Origin of the sequence: Burkholderia sp. Bp9140, assembly GCF_003853425.1 — a bacterium.
Lineage (GTDB): Bacteria > Pseudomonadota > Gammaproteobacteria > Burkholderiales > Burkholderiaceae > Burkholderia.
This window is the reverse complement of sequence record NZ_QTPQ01000007.1, coordinates 24259-46519: the sequence shown is the minus strand read 5'-3', so window position 1 is coordinate 46519 and position 22261 is coordinate 24259. Positions and strand designations below refer to the sequence as shown.

The window sequence follows — 22261 nt, the reverse complement described above, 5'->3', positions numbered from 1 at the left end:
GGCGAAGGGCCCGCTGTAGTCTCGCCACCTTGTTCGATACGAAGGTGGCAGGTCATGCAAGGATGGAAGAGGCGCATAGTCTACGTCGTGATGTTCGAGGTGCTCGGCATCCTCGTCGCGTCGTCGGTGCTCGGCATGCTGAGTGGCGCGAGCGCGACGGCGAGCGGCCTGCTCGGCGTGATAATCTCGACGACGGGCGTCATCGTCAATTTTTTCTACAACGTCGGGTTCGAGGCGTGGGAGCGGCGGCGTGCGGAGACCACGCGCACCGTCGGGCGGCGTGTCGTGCACGCGATCGGATTCCAGGTCGCGCTCGTGACGTTCCTGATCCCGCTGATCGCGTGGTGGCTCGACGTGTCGCTGCTGCAGGCGTTCCTGTACGACGCGGTGCTGATCGTGTTCTTCCCGATCTTCACGTTCGCGTACAACTGGTCGTTCGACAGCGTGTTCGGGTTGCCGGATGCGGTGACGCGCAAGCCCGGACCGGCCGCGTAACGAATAGGAAAACGAAGCGATGCGGGATCGCCCGCATCGCTTCGCTTTGAAAGAGAAGGGGAGTAACGGGCGGAACGCATGCCGCCCGCGAACGTTACGCGGCGACGAACTCGTGCACGTAACGGTTGAACACCGCGGGGCTCGCCGCGTTCATTCCGTGCGACGCACCGGCGACGGTCTGCCGTTGTGCATCGCCGATCCACTGCGACAGCGTGTCGACGTTGTTGCGGAACATCTTCGGGCTGCGCTGGCCGTCGATCAGCAGCGTGCGGCATGCGATATCCGACGCCGTGTGCTGCGAATAGGCGGGCAGCGGATCGCGCAGCTGCTTCGGCAGCGTGCTCGCATTGTCGATCGCCATCGTGCGAAAGCGCGACGTGCTCTTCTTCCACGCGCCGGGCAGGCTCACCGAGTCGACGAACATCTCGAGGCCGGTTTCCACTTCGCCTTGCCCGATCAGGTTCACGGCCTTCGTGCGCAGTGCGATCGCGGCGGCCGGCAGCGCGGCTTCGCGCACGCCGGGCTGTTGAAGCGGGCCGCCCGGATCGGCGAGCGTGAGCGTGTCGACGAGCTGCGGATGCTGGCGCGCGACGTTGAACGCGACGCTGCCGCCACGCGAATGGCCGACGAGATGCACGGGGCCGAGATCGAGCGCATCGATGAATTCGGCGAGCTCGTCGACGTGGTTCTGCCAGCTGAACTCGTCCTGGATGCCGGCTTCGACGGCCGGCCAGTAGTGGCTCAGGCTCGGCGCGATGCAGCGGTAGTGCGCCGACAGCGACGCGAGTTGCGGATCCCAGTAACGGTAGTCGCACAGCGAGCCGTGCACGAACACCATCGGCGCGCCGCTGCCCCGCTCGACATACGGCAGGCTGATGCCTGACGAAAGCGTCGCAAATTGCAGGTCGGGGTTCGCGAGCACTGACGGCTCGATTCGCATGTTCATGACTGAAAACTCAATGGGTGCGTCATCACGTCGCAACTATGCCTCACGGCAAGCTGCAAGGAAAACGCATAATTTTCATCGTGACGATCAATTTTATTGATGGCTGCACCGGAAACCCCTGTCGGAGCGTGGGGGCGGCAGCCGCGCATGGCGTGGCCTACATGGCAGACGCGGAGCTCGAGATCCTAGCGATAGCTCGCCAACGCATGCAGATGCTCACCTAGCTCGCCTGTCCGCGTTGCGGCATTGACGTGATGGAAGTAGCGATACCATCCGCTATCGTGGATGCCCTGGAGCAAAGCGTCCCGAGCGGTCGCGTTAGGGAAGCGCCAGATGCCGACGAAACGATGATACGTAGAGCGCGGGACGTCGGGGTCGATTTCGCTCAACGTCAGCATCTCGATACCTAGCGTACCGAGTTCAGTCATGCCTTTGGCAATGCCGTCAATGAATACACGACGGTTATCGTCAGACAAAATCTCCCAGGCAGGCGAGGGCGAATAAAGTTCTACCAGGTAATGCGACGTGCGGAGCTCCCCATCAATTGCGTTGCCGACGCCCCGTTAGCTCGGTATCGGTTTGGACGCCCGTGTTGCCCGAGACTTTCACCAGCAACGTGGCAAGTTGCTCACGCTCTTTTGATGTCAGGTTGGCAAACAAGCTGCCGATCCACCGGCTGTGCTGATCAAATATGCGAACGGATGCTCCAGGACCCACGGGGTCTTGCCGAGGCCACTGCCGTGAGGCACGCCACGGCCTGCCGAAGCATCTCCCAGGCGATGCCGGACTGCAGCACGAATAGGACCCGATCGGCACGGCGCGATCGTCGAGCGGCTTGCGTCCCGGGTATCGCGTCCGGCGTGGCTTCGGCGGTGGCGGCAGCGGTTGGATCAGTGACCAAAATTCGCCATCGAGTATCGGTTTTGCGATGACCTCCTCATCAGCGAAACAACGACGAAGCTAACAGGGCGTGCGGCGGGTTAACAGCCCCCGCCACTCATTTGGTTAGACTTTCTAAGCCGCCGAGCGCTACCCGCCCGCTACCGCACCACCAGCGCCGGCGTGCTCTGAAGCTCGACGGCAAGATCGTTGTCGGCCGCGAACTGCATCGCGAAGTCGAACGCGTCCGCGCACACGTCGCGCAATTCGTCCGACACGAACAGGCATTTGACGCCGCCGTCGACGACCGGCATCGCGAGCCGCGACAGCGCGCACGGATAGCCGGGCCGCCGCTCGCCGACGAACAGCGTGATGACGCCGGCGAGCCGCTCGGGCCAGTCGCTGGGGCGGAAAGTCTTCTGCGCGCGCGTGATGCCGCGGATCAGGTGGCCGCGGGGTTGGCCAATGAGGCGGCCATGTTCGGCAATGTCGATGCGATCCATGCTGGGGTGCGTATCCTCGTTCGCGTCATTCGCCGCCGTCGGCCGCCGCGTCGCCGCGCGCGGGAATCCGCAGGTTGCGCAGCTTGTGATAGAGCGTCTTCTTCGGCATGCCGAGCGCAACGCTTGCTTCCGCCACGTTGCCGTTGTGACGCCGCAGCATGTCCTCGATCAGCATCCGCTCGAAATACGCGAGCTGCTCCGCGAGCGTGCCGCCCGCCGCGGGCGCGCCGCCGGACGACAGCAGGCTGTCGCCGGTCAGGCCGAGCACGAAGCGGTCGGCCACGTTCTGCAGTTCGCGCACGTTGCCGGGCCACGCATGCGTCATCAGTTCGGATACCTGCGCAGCCGTGACGATCGGCGCCGGCTGCCCGAAGCGCCGCGCGGCCGCGAGCACGAAATGCTCGAACAGCAGCGGCACGTCCTCGCGCCGTTCGCGCAGCGGCGGCAGCTCGATCTGCGCGACGTTGAGCCGATACAGCAAGTCCGCGCGGAAGCGCCCGTCGGCCGCGAGTTCGGCGAGATCGGCCTTCGACGCGGCGACGACGCGGCAGTCGACCGGAATCAGCTCGTTCGCGCCGAGCCGCTCGACCACGCGCTCCTGCAGCACGCGCAGCATCTTGATCTGCAGCGGAATCGGCATCGTCTCGATCTCGTCGAGGAACAGCGTGCCGCCGTGCGCCCATTCGATCTTGCCGATGCGCTTCTTGATCGCGCCGGTGAACGCGCCGGCCTCATGGCCGAACAGCTCGCTCTCGAACACCTGCTCGGGCAGGCCGCCGCAGTTCAGCGCGACGAAATGCGCGTCGCGCCGGCCGCCGAAGTCGTGCAGGCTGCGCGCGATCAGCTCCTTGCCGGTGCCCGTCTCGCCGGTGATCAGCACCGACACCGAGGTATCGGCGAGACGCAGGATCTTCTTGCGCACGTCGGCCATCGCGGGCGACTTGCCGAGCACGAACGCCTCGATGCCCTGCCAGTTGTCGAGCGCCGCGCGCAGCCCCTGCACCTCGAGCGTGAGCCGGCGCTTCTCGACCGCACGCGCGACGCGGCCGGCGATCACGTCCGACGAAAACGGCTTCTCGATGAAGTCGTACGCGCCGTCCTGCATCGCGCCGACGGCCGTCGAAATGTCGGCATGGCCGCTGATCAGCACGACCGGGATCTGCGCATCGACGGCCATCACGCGTTCGAGCAGCTGCAGCCCGTCGATGCCCGGCATCCGCACGTCCGACACGATCACGATGGGCGCGCCGGGCGCGACGTGCGTGAGCGCGTCGGCGGCGGACGCGAATGCGTCGACCGGGAACCCGGCGAGCGCGACGGCCTGCTCGACGCCGATCCGGACGTTCTCATCGTCCTCGACGACCAGCACGCGAATCTCATCTTCCATGCTCTGTCCTTGGTTGCGGCGTCGCCGCCGCGAATTCGATTGTGAACTGCGCGCCGCCTGCGTCACGGTTCGTCGCGGCGATCTTCGCGCCGAACGCCTCGACGATGCGCGACGTGATCGCGAGGCCGAGCCCGAGGCCCTGGCCGCGCGGCTTGGTGGTGACGAACGGCTCGAACAGGTGCGGCAGCACCTCGGGCGCGATGCCGGCGCCGCTGTCGGCGATGGTGAAGTGCACGCGGCCGGCTTCGTGCGCATCGTCGGCTTTGGCCGCTTCGATGACGATGCGCCGCACGGGCGCGTCGTGCACCGCGTCGAGCGCGTTGCCGAGCAGGTTCACGATCACCTGCTGCAACTGGCTCGATTCGGCGGACACCGTCGTGCCCGGCGCGATGTTCACGTCGAGCTGCACGCCTTCGTCGCGGATCCGCGCCTCGTAGATGAGCCGCGCATGCGCGACGGCCTCGTTCAGCGACACGGCGACGCGCTCGACGTCGGGCTTGCGCGCGAAGGTCTTCAGTTCGCCGGTGAGCACGGCCATGCTGTCGACCAGCTTGCCGATCCGTTCGAGATTGGCGTATGCCGGTGCCGGCTGGCCGCGCTCGAAGAACGTGCGCGCGTTGTCGCACAGCGTGCGGATCGCGACGAGCGGCTGGTTCAGCTCGTGCGTGAGGCCGGCGGCCATCTGCCCGAGCACCGCGAGCTTGCCTGCGTGCACGACTTCCTGCTGCGAATCGCGCAGCCGCTGCTCGGTGCGTTCGCGTTCGACGATCTCGCGCTGCATCCGCTCGTTCGCGGCCGTCAGCGCGGCGGTGCGCTGCGCGACGGTCAGCTCGAGCCGGTCGTTCGCGCGACGCAGCGCGTCCTGCGCGTTCAGCCGCGCGACGATCGCCCGGCGGCGCTGGATCGCGTAGCCGACCAGCAGCGCGGCGATCAGGAACGCGCCGGTGACGAACACGAACGCGGTCTGCTGCTGGCGGCGCGCGCTGGCGATGTCGAGCAGCACCATCAGCGAATCGCCGGCCTGCGGGGCGGGACGCGACATCACGAGATAGCGCGTGTTGCGGCCGGCGTGATGCGCATCGGGGAACGTGCCGAACCACGCCGCGGCGCTGCGGTCGCCGATGTGGCGGTACGGCAGCACGTCGACCGTGCGGCCCGCGTATTGCCGCGACGCCTGGATGTCGCGCTGCTGCTGCGCGGTGATCGGGCGCAGCGCGGTGAATTTCCACGCCGGCTCGGTCGAGATCACGACCACGCCGTTGCCGTCGACCACCATCGCGGCGACGCCCGGCGCACGCCATGCGGACTCGAGCGGGTCGACGCTGATCTTCACGGCCGCCGCGCCGATCGGCACGCCGTCGTCGCGCACCGCACTCGCGAAGTAGACGCCAGGCACGCCGGTGTTGGTGCCGATCCCGAAGAAGCGGCCGCTGCCGTGTGCCAAGGCATCCTTGAAGTACGGCCGGTACGACACGTTGGTGCCGACGAAGCTGATCGTCTCGTTCCAGTTGCTGGCGGCGATCACTTCGCCGCGCAGGTCGATCACGTCGACGGCACCGCTGCCCGCGTCGCGGTTCACGGCCTCGAGATAGGTGTTCACCGTGTGCGCGAGCGCGGGCCGGTCCTGCGGCGCGGCCTTCAGCAGCGCGCGCACGCCGTCCTGGCGGGCGACCAGGCCGGGCAGGATCTCGAAGCGGCCGAGCTCGCTCTTCAGGCTCGACGCATACAGGTCGAGCCGGTGCGCGCCGGTTTCCTCGAGCGCGTCGATCGCGCGTTCCCACGCGAAATCGACGGCCGCGCCCGCCACGCCGACATACAGCACGGCGGCCGACGCCCAGCCCCACCACGGGATTCCCTTGAAGCTCTTCTGCACGTTCGCCCTCATCGAAGCCCGCCACCGGTCGTCCGCAACCGGCCCTCCGCCACCGGCCCTCCGCAATCACCACGCCGGAACGACGCGCGCCGCGCGCCGGCAGGGCCGGCGGCGGCGCGTGCGAAGCAGCCTGCGCGACGGTGCGCGCGGCCGCGCCTTATCCGAAGTGCGCGACCAGGATCAGCGTCACCGTGACGACGATCGCGCCGCCGATGCGGGTCGCGATCTGCGCGAACGGCATCAGCTGCATCCGGTTCGCGGCGGTCAGGATCGCGACGTCGCCGGTGCCGCCTTGCCCGCTGTGGCAGGCGTTCACGATTGCGGTGTCGATAGGGTACATCTTCAGCAGGCGGCCGACCACGAAACCGGTGCCCATCAGCGTCGCGACGGTCGACACGATCGTGACGACGTTGACGATCGTGAAGGCGGCGGTCAGCTTGTCCCACGGCGTCATCGCGACGCCGATCGCGAACAGCAGCGGATACGTGACGGCGGTCGAGAAGAACTTGTAGACGACGAACGCGCCTTCCTGCAGCGGCGGCGACACCGCGCGCGCGAGCTTCACCAGCACCGCGAGGAACAGCATCGCGACCGGCGCGGGCAGGCCGAACAGCTTGTGGGCCATCAGGCCGACGAGGTACAGCGTGATCGCCGTGATGCCGGCGCCCGCGATGTGCGTGACGTCGACGTGGCCGCGGATTTCCTCGTTCTCGGGCGTCATGTCGCCCGATTCGCCGACCTGCAGGCGACCGTTGCCGGTCAGGTGCGGCAGGCGCTTGCCGATCATGTCGAGCGCACCCGACAGGATGATCGCGGTCAGGCTGCCGAGCATCACCGGCGGCAGCACCATCGCGAACATCTCGCCCTGCGGCAGGTGCATCAGTTCCGAATAGCCGATCGACAGCGGAATCGCGCCTTCGCCGACACCGCCCGCCATGATCGGCACGACGATGTACAGCAGCGTGTGGCGCGCGCCGAGGCCGAGCGCGGTGCCGACCGCCGTGCCGACGATCGCGGCCGCGACCGAACCGGCGGCGAGCGGGATGAAGATCTTCACGAAGCCCTGGATCAGCACGCGCCGGTCCATGCTCAGGATGCTGCCGACGATGATCGACGCGATGAACAGGTACAGGAAGTTCGTCGACTTCGTGAACTCGACCGTCAGGTTCAGCACCGGCTTCGGCAGCACGTGGTAGTAGGTGAGCGCCGACGGCACGAAGGTCGCGAAGATCGCGGCCGCGCCGATGTTGCGCAGCAGCGGCAGGCGCTTGCCGAGTTCCGCGCACGTGAAGCCGAAGAACGCGAGCACGGCGATCGCCATCGAGATTTCGCCGGGCACCTTGCCCGTGACCGCGAAACCGACGATCAGGCCGAACAGGATCACGTAGACCGGCAGCGGGATGATGCCGATGCGGATTTCCATCAGCTTCCACCAGCCTTCCGGCCAGAAGCGTTCGCGCGTGGCGGGACCGGCTTCGGCAATTGCCTCCGGACGGGATTGGGTATCGATAGAGGTCTGCAAGACGTGTCTCCTGATGTTGGAATGCCTGCATTGCTTCGCGGCATCGTGTGCCGTCTATTACGCAACCCCCGTGCCAGGAATCCTGGCCGGCCGGAATATTCTTAGTTCATTGATTCATAAGGGATTTGTTTCGTCTGTTGAAAGGGCTGCCACCGCGGGCTGGCCGAGATTTCGGAATCCGCCCGGCGCGGAGGCCGAGATCTCGGCCACGCAGCCGGCCGGATGCTTGGCCGGCCCTGATCGCGCGCCATATCGCCGCGCGCGATTTTCTTCGCACAATCGCTTCGTAGACCACCCTCCCGCCGCTCTCTATCATCGGCTGATCCTTTTCCGATGCGACGACTGTCCGGAGAACGCCCGCGCGTTCGCCGCGGCGTCGCTCATCCGTCGATACCGTCTTTGGACAGGAGAGTGGTTCCCATGCCGCATGCCGTTTTTTCCGCCCGCTTTTGCTCCGGCCGCATCGCACGGCTCATCCGGCCGGCCCGCCTGCTGGCGGCCGCGCTGTTGGCGGTGTCGCTCGGCGTCGCGCTTGCGGACGGCGCGCGTGCCGACACCGCGCCGCTGAAGGTCGGCCTCTCGACGAGCCCGCAGATCGAGGCACTGAAGATCGCCGCGAAGGAGGCGAAGGAACAGGGCCTCGATGTGCGGATCGTCGAGTTCACCGACTGGAATACGCCGAACGCGGCGCTCGCGAACAAGGATATCGACGTCAACTACTTCCAGCACATCCCGTTTCTCGAGAACGCGAAGAAGCAGGGCGGCTACGACTTCGTGTCGATCGCACCGGGCACGATCATGAAGATCGGCCTCTATTCGAAGAAGGTGAAGCGCTTCGACGAGCTGAAGGACGGCGCGCGCGTGGCGATCGCGAACGATCCGGTGAACGGCGGGCGCGGGCTGTTGCTGCTGCAGCGCGCGGGGCTGATCACGCTGAAGCCGGGCGCCGACTATCGCGCGACGACGCGCGACATCGTGTCCAACCCGAAGCACCTGAAGATCATCGCGCTCGAGGCGTCGCAGCTCGCGCGCTCGCTCGACGACGTCGATCTCGCGCAGGGCTATCCGAGCTTCATCAAGCTCGCCGGCACGACCGACCCGAACAGCGCGCTGCTGTTCGACGGCACCGAGAACAAGAACTTCGCGATCCAGTGGGTCGTGCGCCCCGAGAGCGTGAACGATACGCGCATCCGCAAGTTCATCGCGATCTACCAGCATTCGCCCGCGGTGCGCAAGGCGCTCGACAACGCGTTCGGCTCGCTGTACGCGATCGCGTGGTGACGGGGGCGACATGACGACGGCCAACCGCAAGAAGATCCTGCTCAACGCGTTCAACATGAATTGCGTCGGGCACATCAACCACGGGCTGTGGACGCATCCGCGCGACCGCTCCGCGCACTACACCGATCTCGACTACTGGGCCGATCTCGCGAAGACGCTCGAACGCGGCAAGTTCGACGGGATCTTTCTCGCGGACATCGTCGGCGTGTACGACGTGTTCGGCGGCGGCCCGGACGCCGCGCTGCGCGAATCGGTGCAGGTGCCCGTCAACGATCCGCTGCTGCTCGTGCCCGCGATGGCGCAGGTCACGCGGCATCTCGGCTTCGGCGTGACCGCGAACCTGACCTACGAACCGCCGTACCTGTTCGCGCGCCGCATGTCGACGCTCGATCACCTGACGAAGGGGCGCGTCGGCTGGAACATCGTGACCGGCTATCTCGACAGCGCCGCGCGCGGAATGGGCCTCGCGCGGCAGATCGGCCACGACGACCGCTACGAACGCGCGGACGACTACATGGATGTCGTCTACAAGCTGTGGGAACAGAGTTGGGACGACGACGCGGTGATCCGCGACGCGCAGGCGCGCGTGTTCGCGCAGCCCGGCAAGGTGCGGCGCGTGAAGCACGACGGGCCGTTCTATTCGGTCGACGCGATCCACCTGAGCGAGCCGTCGCTGCAGCGCACGCCGGTGCTGTACCAGGCCGGCTCGTCCGCGCGCGGCGTCGAGTTCGCGGGGCGGCATGCGGAGTGCGTGTTCGTGAACGGGCAGAGCAAGGCCGCCGCGCGCGCGGCCGTGCTCGATATCCGCGCGGCCGCCGCACGGCTGGGGCGCGACCCGGCATCGATCAGGATCTTCGCCGGCGTGAGCGTCGTGACCGCCGAGACCGAACGGCTCGCGCGCGAGAAGTTCGACGAATACCGGCGCCATGCGAGCCCGGAAGCCGGCCTCGCGCATTTCGCGAGCTCGACCGGCATCGACTTCGCGAAGTACGGCCTCGACGAGCCGATCTCTTACGTGAAGACCGATTCGATCCAGTCGGCGGTCGACGCGATCTCGCGCAAGAGCGCGACCGGCACGTGGACCGTGCGCCGGATGCTCGAACAGATGTCGCTCGGCGGCCGCTATGCGCCGATCGTCGGCTCGCCGTCGCAGGTTGCGGACGAGTTGCAGTCGTGGATCGACGAGACGGGCATCGACGGCTTCAACCTGACGCGCACGGTGATGCCCGAGTCGTTCGAGGATTTCGTCGACTGGGTCGTGCCCGAACTGCAGAACCGCGGCGTCTACAAGGAAGACTACGATCCCGCGCCGACGCTGCGCGAGAAGCTGTTCGGCGCCGGTGCGCGGCTGCCGGCCTGGCATACGGGCGCGCAGCACCGGCCGGCCGCCGTGCCGGCAACGGAACCCGCGCATCCCGCGCATGCAACGTGACGGAGCGAAGCGATGACGCAACTGTTCGATACGCTGGGTTTCATCGAGGCATCGGTCGTGCGGGCCGGCGCCGGTGCGGAGGCACTTGACGAAGCGGCCGCGCCGGCCGCCGGCGCCGCCGTGTCGTTCGCACACGTCGGCAAGGTATTCGCGACGCCGCGCGGCCAGGCCGCCGCGCTGCGCGACGTGACGCTCGATGTGCGGCGCGGCGAGGTGTTCGGGATCATCGGCCGCAGCGGCGCCGGCAAGTCGACGCTGCTGCGGCTCGTGAACGGGCTCGAGCGCCCGAGTTCGGGCAGCGTCCGGGTGCAGGGCGTCGACGTCGGCGCGCTCGACGAAGGCGGGCTCGTCGCACTGCGCCGCCGCACCGGGATGGTGTTCCAGCATTTCAACCTGCTGTCGGCGAAGACGGTGTTCGAGAACGTCGCACTGCCGCTGAAGATCGCCGGCGTGCCGAAGGCCGAGCGCGTGCGCAAGGTCGAGGCGCTGCTCGAACTCGTCGGGCTCGCCGCGAAACGCGACGCGTATCCGGCGAGCCTGTCGGGCGGGCAGAAGCAGCGCGTCGGCATTGCCCGCGCGCTCGTGCACGATCCCGAGGTGCTGCTGTGCGACGAGGCGACGTCGGCGCTCGATCCCGAGACGACGCAGTCGATCCTCACGTTGCTCGCCGACATCAACCGCCGCCTCGGGCTGACGATCGTGCTGATCACGCACGAGATGGAAGTGATCCGCGCGGTGTGCGACACGGTCGCGGTGATCGAGCAGGGCGAGGTCGTCGAAACGGGCCCGGTGTGGCGCGTGTTCGGCGATCCGCGCCACGGCGCGACGCGCGCGCTGCTCAGCACGCTCGTGCACGACCTGCCGGCCGAACTGGCCGCGCGCGTGCAGCCGTTGCCCGAGCTGGCCGCGCTGCCCGACGGCGCCCAGGTCGTGCTCGATGTCCGCTATACGGGCGAAAGCGGCGGCGAGCCGGACGTCGGCGCGCTCGCGGCGGCGCTCGGCGGCTCGGTGCGATTCCTGCATGGCGGGATCGAGCGGATCCAGGGGCATGCGCAGGGGCGCCTCGTGATCGCTGCGTCGCCGCGCGCGAATGAACCCGGGCTGTCGCTGGCGCGAGGCGGCGCGGTCGCCGCGTTGCTCGAACGCGCGCGCCGGCATGCGAACCACGCGGAGGTGCTCGGCTATGTTTGAGCTCTGGTGGCCCGAACTGCTCGACGCGATTCGCGACACGCTGTCGATGGTCGCCGCGTCGGCCGCGGTTGCGGCGTTGATCGGGGTCCCGCTCGCGGTGATCCTCGTGACCACCGCACCCGGCGGCATCTACGAGCGGCGCGGCGTGAACGCCGTGCTCGGCGCGCTCGTCAACGTGTTCCGCTCGACGCCGTTCATCATCCTGCTCGTCGCGCTGCTGCCGTTCACGCGCGTGCTGATCGGCACGACGATCGGCGTGTGGGCGGCCGTCGTGCCGCTGTCGATCGCCGCGATCCCGTTCTTCGCGCGGATTGCCGAAGTGAGCCTGCGCGAAGTCGATCGCGGGCTGATCGAGGCCGCGCTCGCGATGGGCGCGAAACGCCGCCACATCGTATGGCACGTGCTGCTGCCGGAGGCGCTGCCCGGCATGCTCGGCGGCTTCACGATCACCGTCGTCGCGCTGATCGGCTCGACCGCGATGGCGGGCGCCGTCGGTGCGGGCGGGCTCGGCGATCTGGCGATCCGTTACGGCTACCAGCGCTTCGACACCACCGTGATGGCGACCGTGATCGTGATCCTGATCGCACTCGTTTCGGCCGTGCAAATCACGGGCGACCGCCTGGTCCGACACGTGACCCGGCGTACCTGAGCGGCGCCACGAGCGCCGGCTCTTTTCATTGAAGATCCTGAGAGAACGATACCCATGACCTTGCCCCTCCGCGCGCCGCGCGAATGGAACGGACAATTCGAGGAAGCGCTGTTTCTGGACGTCGCGCGACGCCATCGCCCCGGCTTTCCCGACAAACTCGCGACGCCGCCGCGCGAGCCGCGCGGCGAAGACGAGCGCGCCGCCGTTGCGGACTACTACACGAAGATGGCATCGCACGACCTGTTCATCGTGCAGGTCGTCGCGAAGGCGATCGACACGGTGTTCCGCGACGATCCGCATTTCCAGCTGATCCTGTCGCGCCAGCTCGGCGACGACGGCGCGCACGCGGTGATCGGCCGCGAGCGCGTGACCGAACTGACGGGCCGCGATCCGCTGCCGGAAGTCGAGCGGCTCGTCGCCGCGCACTGGGCGCGCATCGGCGACATCGCGGTGCGCGACGTCGCGGGCTTCCTCGCGTTCGAATGGCATTACGAGCTGCACATCCTCGCGAAGCTGTGGATCCAGCGCAAGACCGGCCGCATCGCGGATGGCGCGATGCGCGAGCACGGCGAGAACCGCATCCGCCCGGACGAGGAGTGGCATCGCGTGCAGATCGTCCAGTGGTGGTTCGACAGGTTGAACGCGCTGCCGGCCGCCGAGCGCGACGCGCTGATCGACCGCGTGATCGCGGCCGACGAGGAAACCCAGATCCGGCTCGACGGTTACCTGCATGACGAATACGCGCATACCGCGCACGTGTTCGGCGCGGATATCGCGGAATACCGCGCGATCTACGACGACTGGCGGCGCGAGATCCTGTCGCGGCTGACCGGCCGCCGGCTCGATGCGCTGGTGCCGCTGTCGCACGAAGTCGTTGCGCACGAAACCCTTGCACAGGAAGCCGTTGCATGAACGATCCACGCGGACCGGCGACGTTTGCGCCGGATACCGATGCACTTGCGATCGACGCCGATGCGCTGGCGCGCACGATCGACGCACTGCGTGCAACGGCCGTTGCACGCGATCGCGCGGGCGGTCACGCGGCCGGCGAGAAGCAGTGGCTCGCCGATGCGGGCCTGCTGACGCTTGCCGTGCCGCGCGAATTCGGCGGGCAGGAAGCCGCATGGCCGGCGATCTACGACACGATCCGGCGGATCGCGCGCGTCGACAGCGCGCTCGCGCATCTCGTCGGGTTCCAGATCCTGCAGGTGGTGAGCGTCGACGTGTGGGGCAGCGCGGCACAGCGCGAACGCTATCTGCGCGGTACGGTCGAGCATCGCTGGTGGTGGGGCAATGCGGTCAACCCGCTCGACACGCGGCTGGTGGCAACCGCGACGCCGGACGGCGGCTATCGGCTCGACGGCGTGAAGGGCTTCTGCTCGGGCACGCGCGGCTCGCAGCGGATGACCGTGTCCGCGCACGATCCGGAATCGGGGCGCGCCGTGTTCGGCGTGGTGCCGACCGATCGTGACGGGATCACGGTCGACGAGGACTGGGATCCGATCGGCCAGCGCCAGACCGACAGCGGCGGCGTGCGCTTCGACGGTGTGACGCTCGCGCCGGATGAAGTGCTGCACCGGTCGGAGACGCCGCCGACGCCGCGCGCGACGCTGCGCACGCTGGTGTCTCAGCTCGTGCTGACGAACCTGTTCGTCGGGCTTGCGCAAGGCGCGCTGGCCGAGGCGCGCGACTACGTGCTGAAGCACGGCCGGCCGTGGATCCACTCGGGTGTCGCGCAGGCGAGCGACGATCCCTATACGCTGCAGCGCTTCGGTGACATGCGCGTACAGGCGGTCGCGGCGGCGTCGCTGGCCGACCGCGCGGCTGTCGAGCTGCAGCGCGCATGGACGCGGCGCGAAGCGCTGACGGCCGACGAACGTGCCGAAGTGGCGCTCGTTGTGTCGGACGCGAAGATCGTCGCGCAGCGCGCGGCGCTCGACAACGGCGAGGCGCTGTTCGATGCGTGCGGCGCGCGCGCGACGGCCGCATCGCTCGGCCTCGACCGCTTCTGGCGCAACGCGCGCACGCATACGCTGCACGATCCGCTCGACTATCGGCTGCGCGACGTCGGCCGGTTTGCGCTGACGGGGGAATTGCCGCAGGCGTCGCTCTATACATGACGGCGGCCCTGGACGATCAAGTCGTCACGCCATCGGCGCCGCGGCGCCGATGGCCGATTTTCCGCGCCAGGAGGCCGCTCCCTGGCGCGTTGCCGCTACAGGCGGATTACCAGCGGTAGCCGACGCCCGCGCCGGCGCCGAACGAGCCGTGGCCCGACACCGCCGTCGTGATCGAGCCTTTGACGAGCCATTTCGTCGTTGCGACGGACAAGCCGACCGCCATCGCGCTTTGACCGCCGTACGTGCCGCCGCCGAGCGCGACGACCTTCTCGCCGGGCAGCACGGCCTGCGGCAGGTTCGCCATCGCGATCGCGCTCGCCGTGCCCGCATTCGCGTCCTTGCGGTACTTCGACATTTCCTCGCGGACGGAGTTGATCGCACCGTTCAACTGGCGCACGTTCACGCCATCCGTCGGCGCGGTACCGTCCGCCACGTTGGTCAGCTGACGCTCGGCGCCGGGCGAGCCGATCGACACCGTGTTGTCCCGGTCGGCAACCGAATTCGCACCCAGCGCCACCGCGTTGTTCGCCGTTGCCCGGCTGTTCGTGCCGATCGCGGTCGAGTCCGTGCCGGACACGTTCGAGCCGGTGCCGATCGCCGTTCCGTTTGCCGCGGTGACTTTCGAATTCGTGCCGATGGCCGTGCCGTTGGTCGCCGTGACGGTCGAATTCACGCCGACGCCCGTACCGTTGTCGCCCGACACGTTCGAGCCATTGCCGACCGCGGTGCCGTTCGTCGCGGTGACCGACGTGTTCGTGCCGATCGCGGTGTCCGTCGGGTCCGTCACGGTGCCGCTCGGGACGCTCGACGAAATCTTGCCGACGGTCGTCGTGAGGTTGGCCAGGTCCGCCGTCAGCGTCGACACCTGATTGGCGATCGAGAAGAGCTGCGAGCCGTTTACCGCGTCCGTGCTCGTCGCACTGATCGCGCCGGCCGCGACGTTGACGATCTGCCGCTCGGCACCGGCGCTGCCCACGCTCACCACGCCGACCGGCGTGCCCGCGAAGCCGCTGTAGGTCACGCCGTTGAGCGCCACGCTGCTGACGGAGGTAAAGGCGCGCGTGGTTGCGTTCGAACCGAGCGCGACGGAATTCGCGTCGGCGGCGTTCGCACCCTCGCCGAGGGCGACCGCGTTCACGGCGGAGGCCGTCGCGCGCGCAATGGCGACGCTGCCGGTAGCGGACGCCGAGCTGTCGACACCGAGCGCGACCGAATCGGCCGCGCCGGCGTTGGCCTGGAAGCCGAGCGCTGTACCGCCCGCTGCGATGCTGCCCTTGCCCACGGCGGTCGAGAATGTCGCGGTGGCGCTCGCACCTTGGCCGACCGCCGTCGACTGATCGACCGCGAATGCAGCCTGACCGAATGCCGACGCCGTGGCGCCGTTTGCGATGGCGCCGTTACCGACCGCCGTCGCCTGGGTTCCGACTGCACTCGAGACCGCCCCGATTGCGGTCGCCTGATCGCCGGTGGCCACCGCATTGCCGCCGACGGCCGTCGCGAGCGTACCCGTCGCGGCCGCCATGCGGCCGATCGCGACGGTTTCGCTATAGGCGCCGGTCGACGAGCCCGAATTCGCGGCTGCCGCCGTGCCGATCGCGACGTTGTCGCAGCCGGTTGCCGTGGCCGGATACGTGCCGCTTCCCGAAATGGCGATGTTGCCGACGCAGCCTGCCGACGTTTCGGTCGACGTGCCGTTCTGCACATAGTCGGCGCGCGCGGGTGCGGAAGCAGCGAATGCGACCATGGCTGCGCTGACCGTGACGGCAAGCGCTGCCTTCGACTTCCTCGGTGCGCGTCGTGCCGAATTGCCCAACCCTCGTTGATTCTTGCTCATTTGTTTTCCCAGGCTCGATATGAATGTTGTGTTGCGGCTCGCGTGCCGCTCCCGTAATCGCCCGATCGCATCGATTCATCCATGTCAGCTTCATGACGGTCGTCGGTTTTGGCTGATGACGGAATGAAAGGTCTACTAACGAAATTCGACATTCGACGATATCGGGCGATGGGAAAAGGCAAACGACGCCGCCGCGTGCTTCTGTCACGGCCACGGTGGAACTTCCCGGCTCCGCAGCTCGACTCGCGACGATGCATTTTGATTGGCGCGGGCCGCACCTATGTTTGCTGCGGCGTCTGAACGCTATGTTTCGGGAGAAATTCGTTCGGCGAGCGGCGTGATGAAGCGGCGGGTATCGCGGGGTGGTGGCGCGCAGGTCGCCGATTATCGCGCGGCGGCAGGCGGGAGAGGGAAGGCTCGGGTAACGCGTGTCGGCGTTCTCATGGCCGGCAATTCATGCACGAGCGGATGTTGCATGTCCGTGCACGATCCGCAGTCTCACATGTTGGGACCAACGGGTGCCGGCAACCGCCGCTCACGGTCGCCCGTGCGTCACTGCGCCGGCAACGCGTCCGCCAGCGCCCGCATCGCGTCGACCGTCTCCGGATTCGCCGGGAAAAACGCCTCGATCGCCAGCTCCGACAGCGTGACGTCGACCGGCGTGCCGCATACCGTCGTCGTGCGGAAGAACGTCAGTTCGCCGGCCGCCGTGCGCAGCCACAGCGGCACCGCGATGTCCGCATGGTCGGTGCGCAGCAGCGGGCCGATGCCGGCCGCGCGGCCGGCGGACGGGGGAGCGAATGGAGGGCGGCGGTCGAGTTCATGGTCACGATGATCGGCAATCCTGCGCGCGCCGGGCATGACCTGCGAGGTAGGCATGCCGGCGCGGCGTGCGTCGCCGATTCCGCCGGCTGCCACCCGAGGCTCCCTTCCACCCTCGTATTTCGTTCCCTGACGCTCCCCGACGGTGCGTTACCATGGATTCCGTGCCACCTGAGAGGCGGCAGCGGACCCGCGACCACAACGCCCGGGCCGGATGCCGCGCACGTTCACAACAAGGCATTCCAGGGGAATTCAATAATGAAAAAACTCGCCGTCCGCGTCGCCTGCGTGGCGATGCTCGCACTCGCCGCGACCAGCGGCCACGCGCAAACCGAAGCCGCGCAGGTCGAAATGAGGGCCGCCGCCGCGGCCGCCAACAAGGCCGTCGTGAACGGGCCGGCCGATATCGACGTCAAGCACGAAGCCGTGCTGAAGCTGAAGGCGGGCGAATCGTTCGTGCCCGCCGCGGAAGCCGGCCGCTACCTGCGCTCGATGGGCAACTCGATCGACGAATCGAAGCTGGTCGGCCTCGTGCTGCCCGAGGATCCGGACGCCGACTGGATTTCGGTCGTGTCGTTCGAGCCGAGCGGCTACATCCGCGACGACGACGCGAAGGACTGGAAACCCGACGAACTGCTGAAGAGCCTGCAGGCCGGCACCGAGGAGAACAACCCGGCGCGCAAGGAGCGCGGCCTGCCCGAAACCGAGGTGGTCGGCTGGGCGCGGGCGCCCGCGTACGACGCCGCCACGCACCGGCTCGTGTGGTCCGCGATCATCCGTGACAAGGGCGCGGCCGCGAACGCGGAGAACGACGGCGTGAACTACCGGACGCTCGTGCTCGGCCGCGACGGCTACCTGTCGCTGACGATGGCGTCGACGCTCGCCGATCTGCCGAAGTACAAGGCATCGGCCGACGACCTGCTCGCGAACATCCGCTTCAACGACGGCAAGCGCTACGCCGATTTCAACCAGTCGACCGACCACGTCGCCGAGTACGGTCTCGCGGCGCTGATCGTCGGCGTCGGCGCGAAGAAGCTCGGCCTGCTCGCGCTGATCGGCGCGTTCGCCGTGAAGTTCTTCAAGATCGGCGCGCTCGCGCTGCTCGCTGCCGGCGCGGGGCTGAAGCGCTTCTTCGGGCGCAAGCCGAAGCTGGCGGCCGCGCCGGCCGTTGCCAACGCCGCCGACGCTGCCGAGGTGTCCGGCGCGGAGCGTAAAGAATGACGAAGCTGCTGCTGCTGATCTTCGGCGGCCTGAAGCTCGGCAAGGTGCTCGTGTCGGCGGGCACCATGCTCGCGTCGATCGCGGTCTACGCGCTGTTCTACGGCTGGCGCTTCGCGGCCGGCTTCGTCGCGCTGCTGTTCGTGCACGAAGCCGGCCACTACCTGGCCGCGCAGCGGCGCGGGCTCGACGTCGGGCTGCCGACGTTCATCCCGTTCGTCGGCGCGTGGATCCAGCTGAAGGAGATGCCGCACGACGCCGAAACCGAGGCGTACGTCGGGCTGGCCGGGCCGTTCGTCGGCACGCTCGGCGCGCTGGCCTGCTACGCGGCCGCGCGGCACGACGACAGCAACCTGCTGCTCGCGCTCGCCTACACGGGTTTCTTCCTGAATCTTTTCAACATGATTCCGCTGTCGCCGTTCGACGGCGGGCGCATCACCGCGGTGCTGTCGCCGCGCATCTGGTTCGCGGGCGTGCCCGTGCTGATCGCGCTGTTCGCGTACCGGCCGAGCCCGCTGCTGATCGTGATGGCGATCCTCGCGCTGCCACAGCTGAAGCGCGCATGGCGCTACGATCCCGATGCGCCGGAAAACCGCGCGTACTACGCGACGTCGGTCGAGACGAAGACGACCTACGCGCTCTGCTACGTCGGCCTGCTCGCGTTTCTCGCGCTGATGACGTCCGGCGTGCACGACATGCTGCGCGTCGCGCATGCGGCGGCCTGACGAAAAAAACGGCGGCCGCTTGCGCGCGGCCGCCGTCGTCATCCTTCGAGTCCTGCCGAAGCTCACGCGTCGCGATGACGCAGCTCGACGCGCTTGATGTCCTTCACGATCACCAGATAGCTGAACACGGTGACGAGTGCGTTCAGGCCGACGAACACGAGCGCGCCGTTGAACGAGCCACTCGCGCCGACCAGGTAGCCGATCGCGATCGGCGCGACGATGCCGGCCGTGTTGCCGAACATGTTGAACAGGCTGCCCGACAGGCCGATCGCCTCCTTCGGCGCGGTGTCCGCGACGACGGCCCAGCCGAGCGAGCCGATGCCCTTGCCGAAGAACGACACGGCCATCAGCACGATCACCAGCACTTCGCTGTCGACGTAGTTGCAGCCGATGATCACCATCGACAGCAGCATCCCGCCGACGATCGGGATCTTGCGCGCGCGCGTCAGCGACACGCCGCGACGGATCAGCGTGTCCGACAGCATTCCGCCGAGCACGCCGCCGAGAAACCCGCAGATCGCCGGCAGCGACGTCATGAAGCCGGCCTTCAGCAGCGACATCCCGCGCGCCTGCACGAGGTAGATCGGGAACCACGTGAGGAAGAAGTACGTGAGCACGTTCACGCAGTACTGGCCGAGATAGACGCCGAGCAGCATCCGGTTCGACAGCAGCTGGCGCACGTAGTACCAGCCCGCGACGCGGCTGCTTTCGGACACGGCGCCGTTGCCGCGCGTCCCGGCCGGCCGGCCCGTCGTGCGCACGAGGCCGCCGCCTTGCGCGATATGCTCGAGTTCCGCGCGGTTCACCGCCGGATGGTCGACCGGATCCTTCATCACGCGCAGCCACAGGAACGCGAGCGCGATGCCGGCGAGGCCGAGCCACAGGTACACGTGGTGCCAGCCGTACGCATGCGTGAGCCACGCCATCAGCGGCGAGAACACCACCGCCGCGAAATACTGCGCGGCGTTGAAGATCGCCGACGCCGTGCCGCGCTCGGCGGTCGGGAACCAGCTCGCGACGACCTTCGCGTTCGCGGGAAACGCGGGCGCCTCGGCGATGCCGACCGCGAAGCGCATCACGAACAGCGCGGTCACCGCGAACGCGGCGCTGCCGCCGAGGCCGATCGTGCTTTGCAGCAGCGTGAACGCCGACCACAGGAAGATGCTGGTCGCATACACGCGGCGCGCGCCGAAGCGGTCGAGCAGCCAGCCGCTCGGCAATTGCGCGAGCACGTACGCCCAGCTGAACGCCGAGAAGATGTAGCCCATCGTCACCGGATCGATGCCGAAGGCCTTGCGGATCGGCGTGCCGGTGATCGACAGCGTCGCGCGGTCCGCATAGTTGAGTGTCGTGACGACGAACAGCATCGCCAGGATCCAGTAGCGCACGGCGGTGCGGCGCGCGCTGCCGGCGAGATCGATCGGAAGATCGCGGGGAGAGGTCTGATTGTTCACTTTAAATGTACGTCGTCATATGACATAGCTGAAAGTTTATTGACAATGTCCGGATTCAGGAACCTCGGGTTTTCCCTTTGAAGATCGTCGTCACAGTATGGACAGTCGTGCTTTTTCTGGCCTGACAAGGCTTTCGGGTGTATCGTCGGCGCCATCGCAGGCGGCGAGAATGATGCAATGCTGTCGGCAGACATCGTATCTGTTGAGATACAATGGATGGACCATTCCCGAACGAACCACGGAGCACACCCCATGCAATTGACAGGAGAGATGCTGATCGGCGCCGAAGCGGTGGCCGGCTCGGCCGGTACCTTGCGCGCGTTCGACCCGTCGAAGGGCGCGCCGATCGATGCGCCGGCGTTCGGCGTCGCGACGCAGGCCGACGTCGAGCGCGCGTGCGAACTCGCGCGCGATGCCTTCGACGTGTACCGCGCGCAGCCGCTCGCGGCCCGCGCGGCGTTTCTCGAAGCGATCGCCGATGAAATCGTCGCGCTCGGCGACGCGCTGATCGAGCGCGCGCACGCCGAAACGGGCCTGCCCGTCGCGCGGCTGCAGGGCGAGCGAGGCCGCACCGTCGGCCAGCTCCGGCTGTTCGCGCGCGTCGTGCGCGACGGGCGCTTCCTCGCCGCGTCGATCGATCCCGCGCAGCCCGCGCGCACGCCGCTGCCGCGCGCGGACCTGCGGCTGCAGAAGGTCGGGCTCGGGCCCGTCGTCGTGTTCGGCGCGAGCAACTTCCCGCTCGCGTTCTCGGTGGCCGGCGGCGATACCGCGTCGGCACTGGCGGCCGGCTGCCCGGTGATCGTGAAGGCCCACGAGGCGCACCTCGGCACGTCCGAGCTGGTCGGTCGCGCGATTCGTGCGGCGGTGGCCAAATGCGGGATGCCGGCCGGCGTGTTCTCGCTGCTGATCGGCCCCGGCCGCGTGATCGGCGCGGCGCTCGTCAGCCATCCGGCGATCCAGGCCGTCGGCTTCACCGGGTCGCGGCAGGGCGGCATGGCGCTCGTGCAGCTCGCGAACGCGCGTCCGCAGCCGATTCCCGTCTATGCGGAAATGAGCAGCATCAACCCGGTCGTGCTGTTCCCGGCCGCGCTGGCCGCGCGCGGCGACGCGATCGCGACCGGCTTCGTCGATTCGCTGACGCTCGGCACCGGCCAGTTCTGTACGAACCCGGGCCTCGTGCTGGCGATCGACGGTCCCGATCTCGACCGCTTCGAGTCCGTCGCCGCGCAGGCGCTCGCGAAGAAGCCGGCCGGCGTGATGCTGACGCGCGGCATCGCCGACGCGTATCGCAACGGCCGCGGCAAGCTGGCCGAACTGCCGGGCGTGCGTGAAGTCGGCGCGGGCGAGGCGGCGCAGACCGAATGCCAGGCAGGCGGCGCGCTGTACGAAGTCGCCGCGCAGGCGTTCCTGGCCGAGCCGGCGTTCAGCCACGAGGTATTCGGGCCGGCATCGCTGATCGTGCGCTGCCGCGATCTCGACGAAGTCTCGCGCGTGCTCGACGCGCTGGAGGGCCAGTTGACGGCCACCCTGCAGATGGACGCCGACGACAAGCCGCTCGCTCGCCGGCTGCTGCCGATCCTCGAACGCAAGGCCGGGCGCCTGCTCGTCAACGGCTACCCGACCGGCGTCGAGGTGTGCGACGCGATGGTGCACGGCGGCCCGTTCCCGGCGACGTCGAACCCGGCCGTCACGTCGGTCGGCGCGACGGCGATCGAGCGTTTCCTGCGGCCCGTGTGCTACCAGGACTTCCCGGACGACCTGCTGCCCGAAGGGCTGCAGGAGAGCAATCCGCTCGACATTCCGCGGCTGCGGGACGGAAAGGCGGAGTGAGGATGCGAAACGGCTGAAGGCGCGTCCCGGGAGGGGCGCGTTCCGGCGCGTTGAAACATGGCGGCGGACGGTGCCCACGGGCGCCTCCGCCTTTTTCATT

The 22261-nt window shown here is 68.1% G+C and carries 18 protein-coding genes and 2 pseudogenes; 10 read left to right on the top strand and 10 right to left on the bottom strand.

Going from position 1 to position 22261, the window contains the following annotated elements; translation table 11 throughout:
• The first annotated feature begins 54 nt into the window (after positions 1 to 54).
• Positions 55 to 495, top strand: coding sequence for a PACE efflux transporter (locus DIE21_RS07990; protein WP_124497185.1), 441 nt, complete (start codon positions 55 to 57; stop codon positions 493 to 495).
• Between the two features lie 94 nt (positions 496 to 589).
• Here DIE21_RS07990 and DIE21_RS07985 read toward each other — a convergent pair whose 3' ends face one another.
• The 7 genes and pseudogenes from DIE21_RS07985 to DIE21_RS07960 all read right to left on the bottom strand — a co-directional run bounded on the left by DIE21_RS07985 (position 590) and on the right by DIE21_RS07960 (position 7605).
• A complete protein-coding gene (locus DIE21_RS07985; RefSeq protein ID WP_124497184.1) occupies positions 590 to 1441 on the bottom strand; it encodes an alpha/beta fold hydrolase in 852 nt (283 codons plus the stop codon).
• A 185-nt stretch (positions 1442 to 1626) separates the two neighbouring features.
• Positions 1627 to 1956: a DUF6616 family protein gene (locus DIE21_RS07980; RefSeq protein ID WP_311767437.1), complete on the bottom strand. Its 330-nt coding sequence runs from the start codon at positions 1954 to 1956 to the stop codon at positions 1627 to 1629.
• Positions 1957 to 2221: 265 nt separating this feature from the next.
• Positions 2222 to 2371: pseudogene (locus DIE21_RS37675) on the bottom strand (IS5/IS1182 family transposase); the annotation flags it as partial.
• Between the two features lie 110 nt (positions 2372 to 2481).
• A complete protein-coding gene (locus DIE21_RS07975) occupies positions 2482 to 2823 on the bottom strand; it encodes a DUF3579 domain-containing protein (RefSeq protein WP_124497182.1) in 342 nt (113 codons plus the stop codon).
• A gap of 25 nt (positions 2824 to 2848) precedes the next feature.
• A complete protein-coding gene (locus DIE21_RS07970) occupies positions 2849 to 4210 on the bottom strand; it encodes a sigma-54 dependent transcriptional regulator (protein ID WP_124497181.1) in 1362 nt (453 codons plus the stop codon).
• Positions 4200 to 6095, bottom strand: coding sequence for an ATP-binding protein (locus tag DIE21_RS07965; protein WP_124497180.1), 1896 nt, complete (start codon positions 6093 to 6095; stop codon positions 4200 to 4202). Before DIE21_RS07965 ends, DIE21_RS07970 begins: the two co-directional genes overlap by 11 nt.
• Before the next feature lie 145 nt (positions 6096 to 6240).
• Positions 6241 to 7605, bottom strand: a complete 1365-nt coding sequence (locus DIE21_RS07960) for a 2-hydroxycarboxylate transporter family protein (RefSeq protein ID WP_124497179.1) — start codon at positions 7603 to 7605, stop codon at positions 6241 to 6243.
• Between the two features lie 420 nt (positions 7606 to 8025).
• Here DIE21_RS07960 and DIE21_RS07955 point away from each other — a divergent pair, with 420 nt between their 5' ends.
• Genes DIE21_RS07955 through DIE21_RS07930 form a run of 6 tightly spaced genes read left to right on the top strand, consistent with a single transcriptional unit; the run spans position 8026 to position 14278 of the window.
• A complete protein-coding gene (locus DIE21_RS07955; protein ID WP_124497178.1) occupies positions 8026 to 8886 on the top strand; it encodes a MetQ/NlpA family ABC transporter substrate-binding protein in 861 nt (286 codons plus the stop codon).
• A 10-nt stretch (positions 8887 to 8896) separates the two neighbouring features.
• A complete protein-coding gene (locus DIE21_RS07950; RefSeq protein WP_124497177.1) occupies positions 8897 to 10318 on the top strand; it encodes an LLM class flavin-dependent oxidoreductase in 1422 nt (473 codons plus the stop codon).
• A gap of 12 nt (positions 10319 to 10330) precedes the next feature.
• Positions 10331 to 11509 (top strand): methionine ABC transporter ATP-binding protein, encoded by a 1179-nt coding sequence (locus tag DIE21_RS07945; RefSeq protein ID WP_124497176.1) that lies wholly within the window; start codon positions 10331 to 10333, stop codon positions 11507 to 11509.
• Complete coding sequence (locus DIE21_RS07940) at positions 11502 to 12158, top strand: methionine ABC transporter permease (protein ID WP_124497175.1); 657 nt, start codon at positions 11502 to 11504, stop codon at positions 12156 to 12158. The genes DIE21_RS07945 and DIE21_RS07940 overlap by 8 nt, the downstream gene beginning before the upstream one ends.
• Before the next feature lie 54 nt (positions 12159 to 12212).
• The gene (locus DIE21_RS07935) at positions 12213 to 13070 is read left to right on the top strand and encodes a hypothetical protein (RefSeq protein ID WP_124497174.1); all 858 of its coding nucleotides are present in this window, start codon (positions 12213 to 12215) and stop codon (positions 13068 to 13070) included.
• Positions 13067 to 14278, top strand: coding sequence for an acyl-CoA dehydrogenase family protein (locus DIE21_RS07930; RefSeq protein WP_124497173.1), 1212 nt, complete (start codon positions 13067 to 13069; stop codon positions 14276 to 14278). The genes DIE21_RS07935 and DIE21_RS07930 overlap by 4 nt, the downstream gene beginning before the upstream one ends.
• Positions 14279 to 14384: 106 nt before the next feature.
• Here DIE21_RS07930 and DIE21_RS07925 read toward each other — a convergent pair whose 3' ends face one another.
• Together DIE21_RS07925 and DIE21_RS07920 are read right to left on the bottom strand one after the other, a co-directional pair.
• Entirely contained in the window at positions 14385 to 16112 is a 1728-nt protein-coding gene (locus DIE21_RS07925; RefSeq protein ID WP_124497172.1) for a YadA family autotransporter adhesin, read from the bottom strand.
• A 552-nt stretch (positions 16113 to 16664) separates the two neighbouring features.
• Positions 16665 to 16865 (bottom strand): annotated as a pseudogene (locus tag DIE21_RS07920) (transcriptional regulator); the annotation flags it as partial.
• Between the two features lie 327 nt (positions 16866 to 17192).
• Here DIE21_RS07920 and DIE21_RS07915 point away from each other — a divergent pair.
• The gene (locus DIE21_RS07915) at positions 17193 to 18155 is read left to right on the top strand and encodes a DUF2167 domain-containing protein (RefSeq protein WP_124497171.1); all 963 of its coding nucleotides are present in this window, start codon (positions 17193 to 17195) and stop codon (positions 18153 to 18155) included.
• Positions 18152 to 18877: a site-2 protease family protein gene (locus DIE21_RS07910; RefSeq protein WP_124497170.1), complete on the top strand. Its 726-nt coding sequence runs from the start codon at positions 18152 to 18154 to the stop codon at positions 18875 to 18877. The genes DIE21_RS07915 and DIE21_RS07910 overlap by 4 nt, the downstream gene beginning before the upstream one ends.
• Positions 18878 to 18939: 62 nt before the next feature.
• Here DIE21_RS07910 and DIE21_RS07905 read toward each other — a convergent pair whose 3' ends face one another.
• Positions 18940 to 20331, bottom strand: a complete 1392-nt coding sequence (locus DIE21_RS07905; protein ID WP_124497169.1) for an MFS transporter — start codon at positions 20329 to 20331, stop codon at positions 18940 to 18942.
• 252 nt (positions 20332 to 20583) lie between these two features.
• Here DIE21_RS07905 and DIE21_RS07900 point away from each other — a divergent pair, with 252 nt between their 5' ends.
• Positions 20584 to 22161, top strand: coding sequence for an aldehyde dehydrogenase (NADP(+)) (locus DIE21_RS07900; RefSeq protein WP_124497168.1), 1578 nt, complete (start codon positions 20584 to 20586; stop codon positions 22159 to 22161).
• The last annotated feature ends 100 nt before the right edge of the window (positions 22162 to 22261 follow it).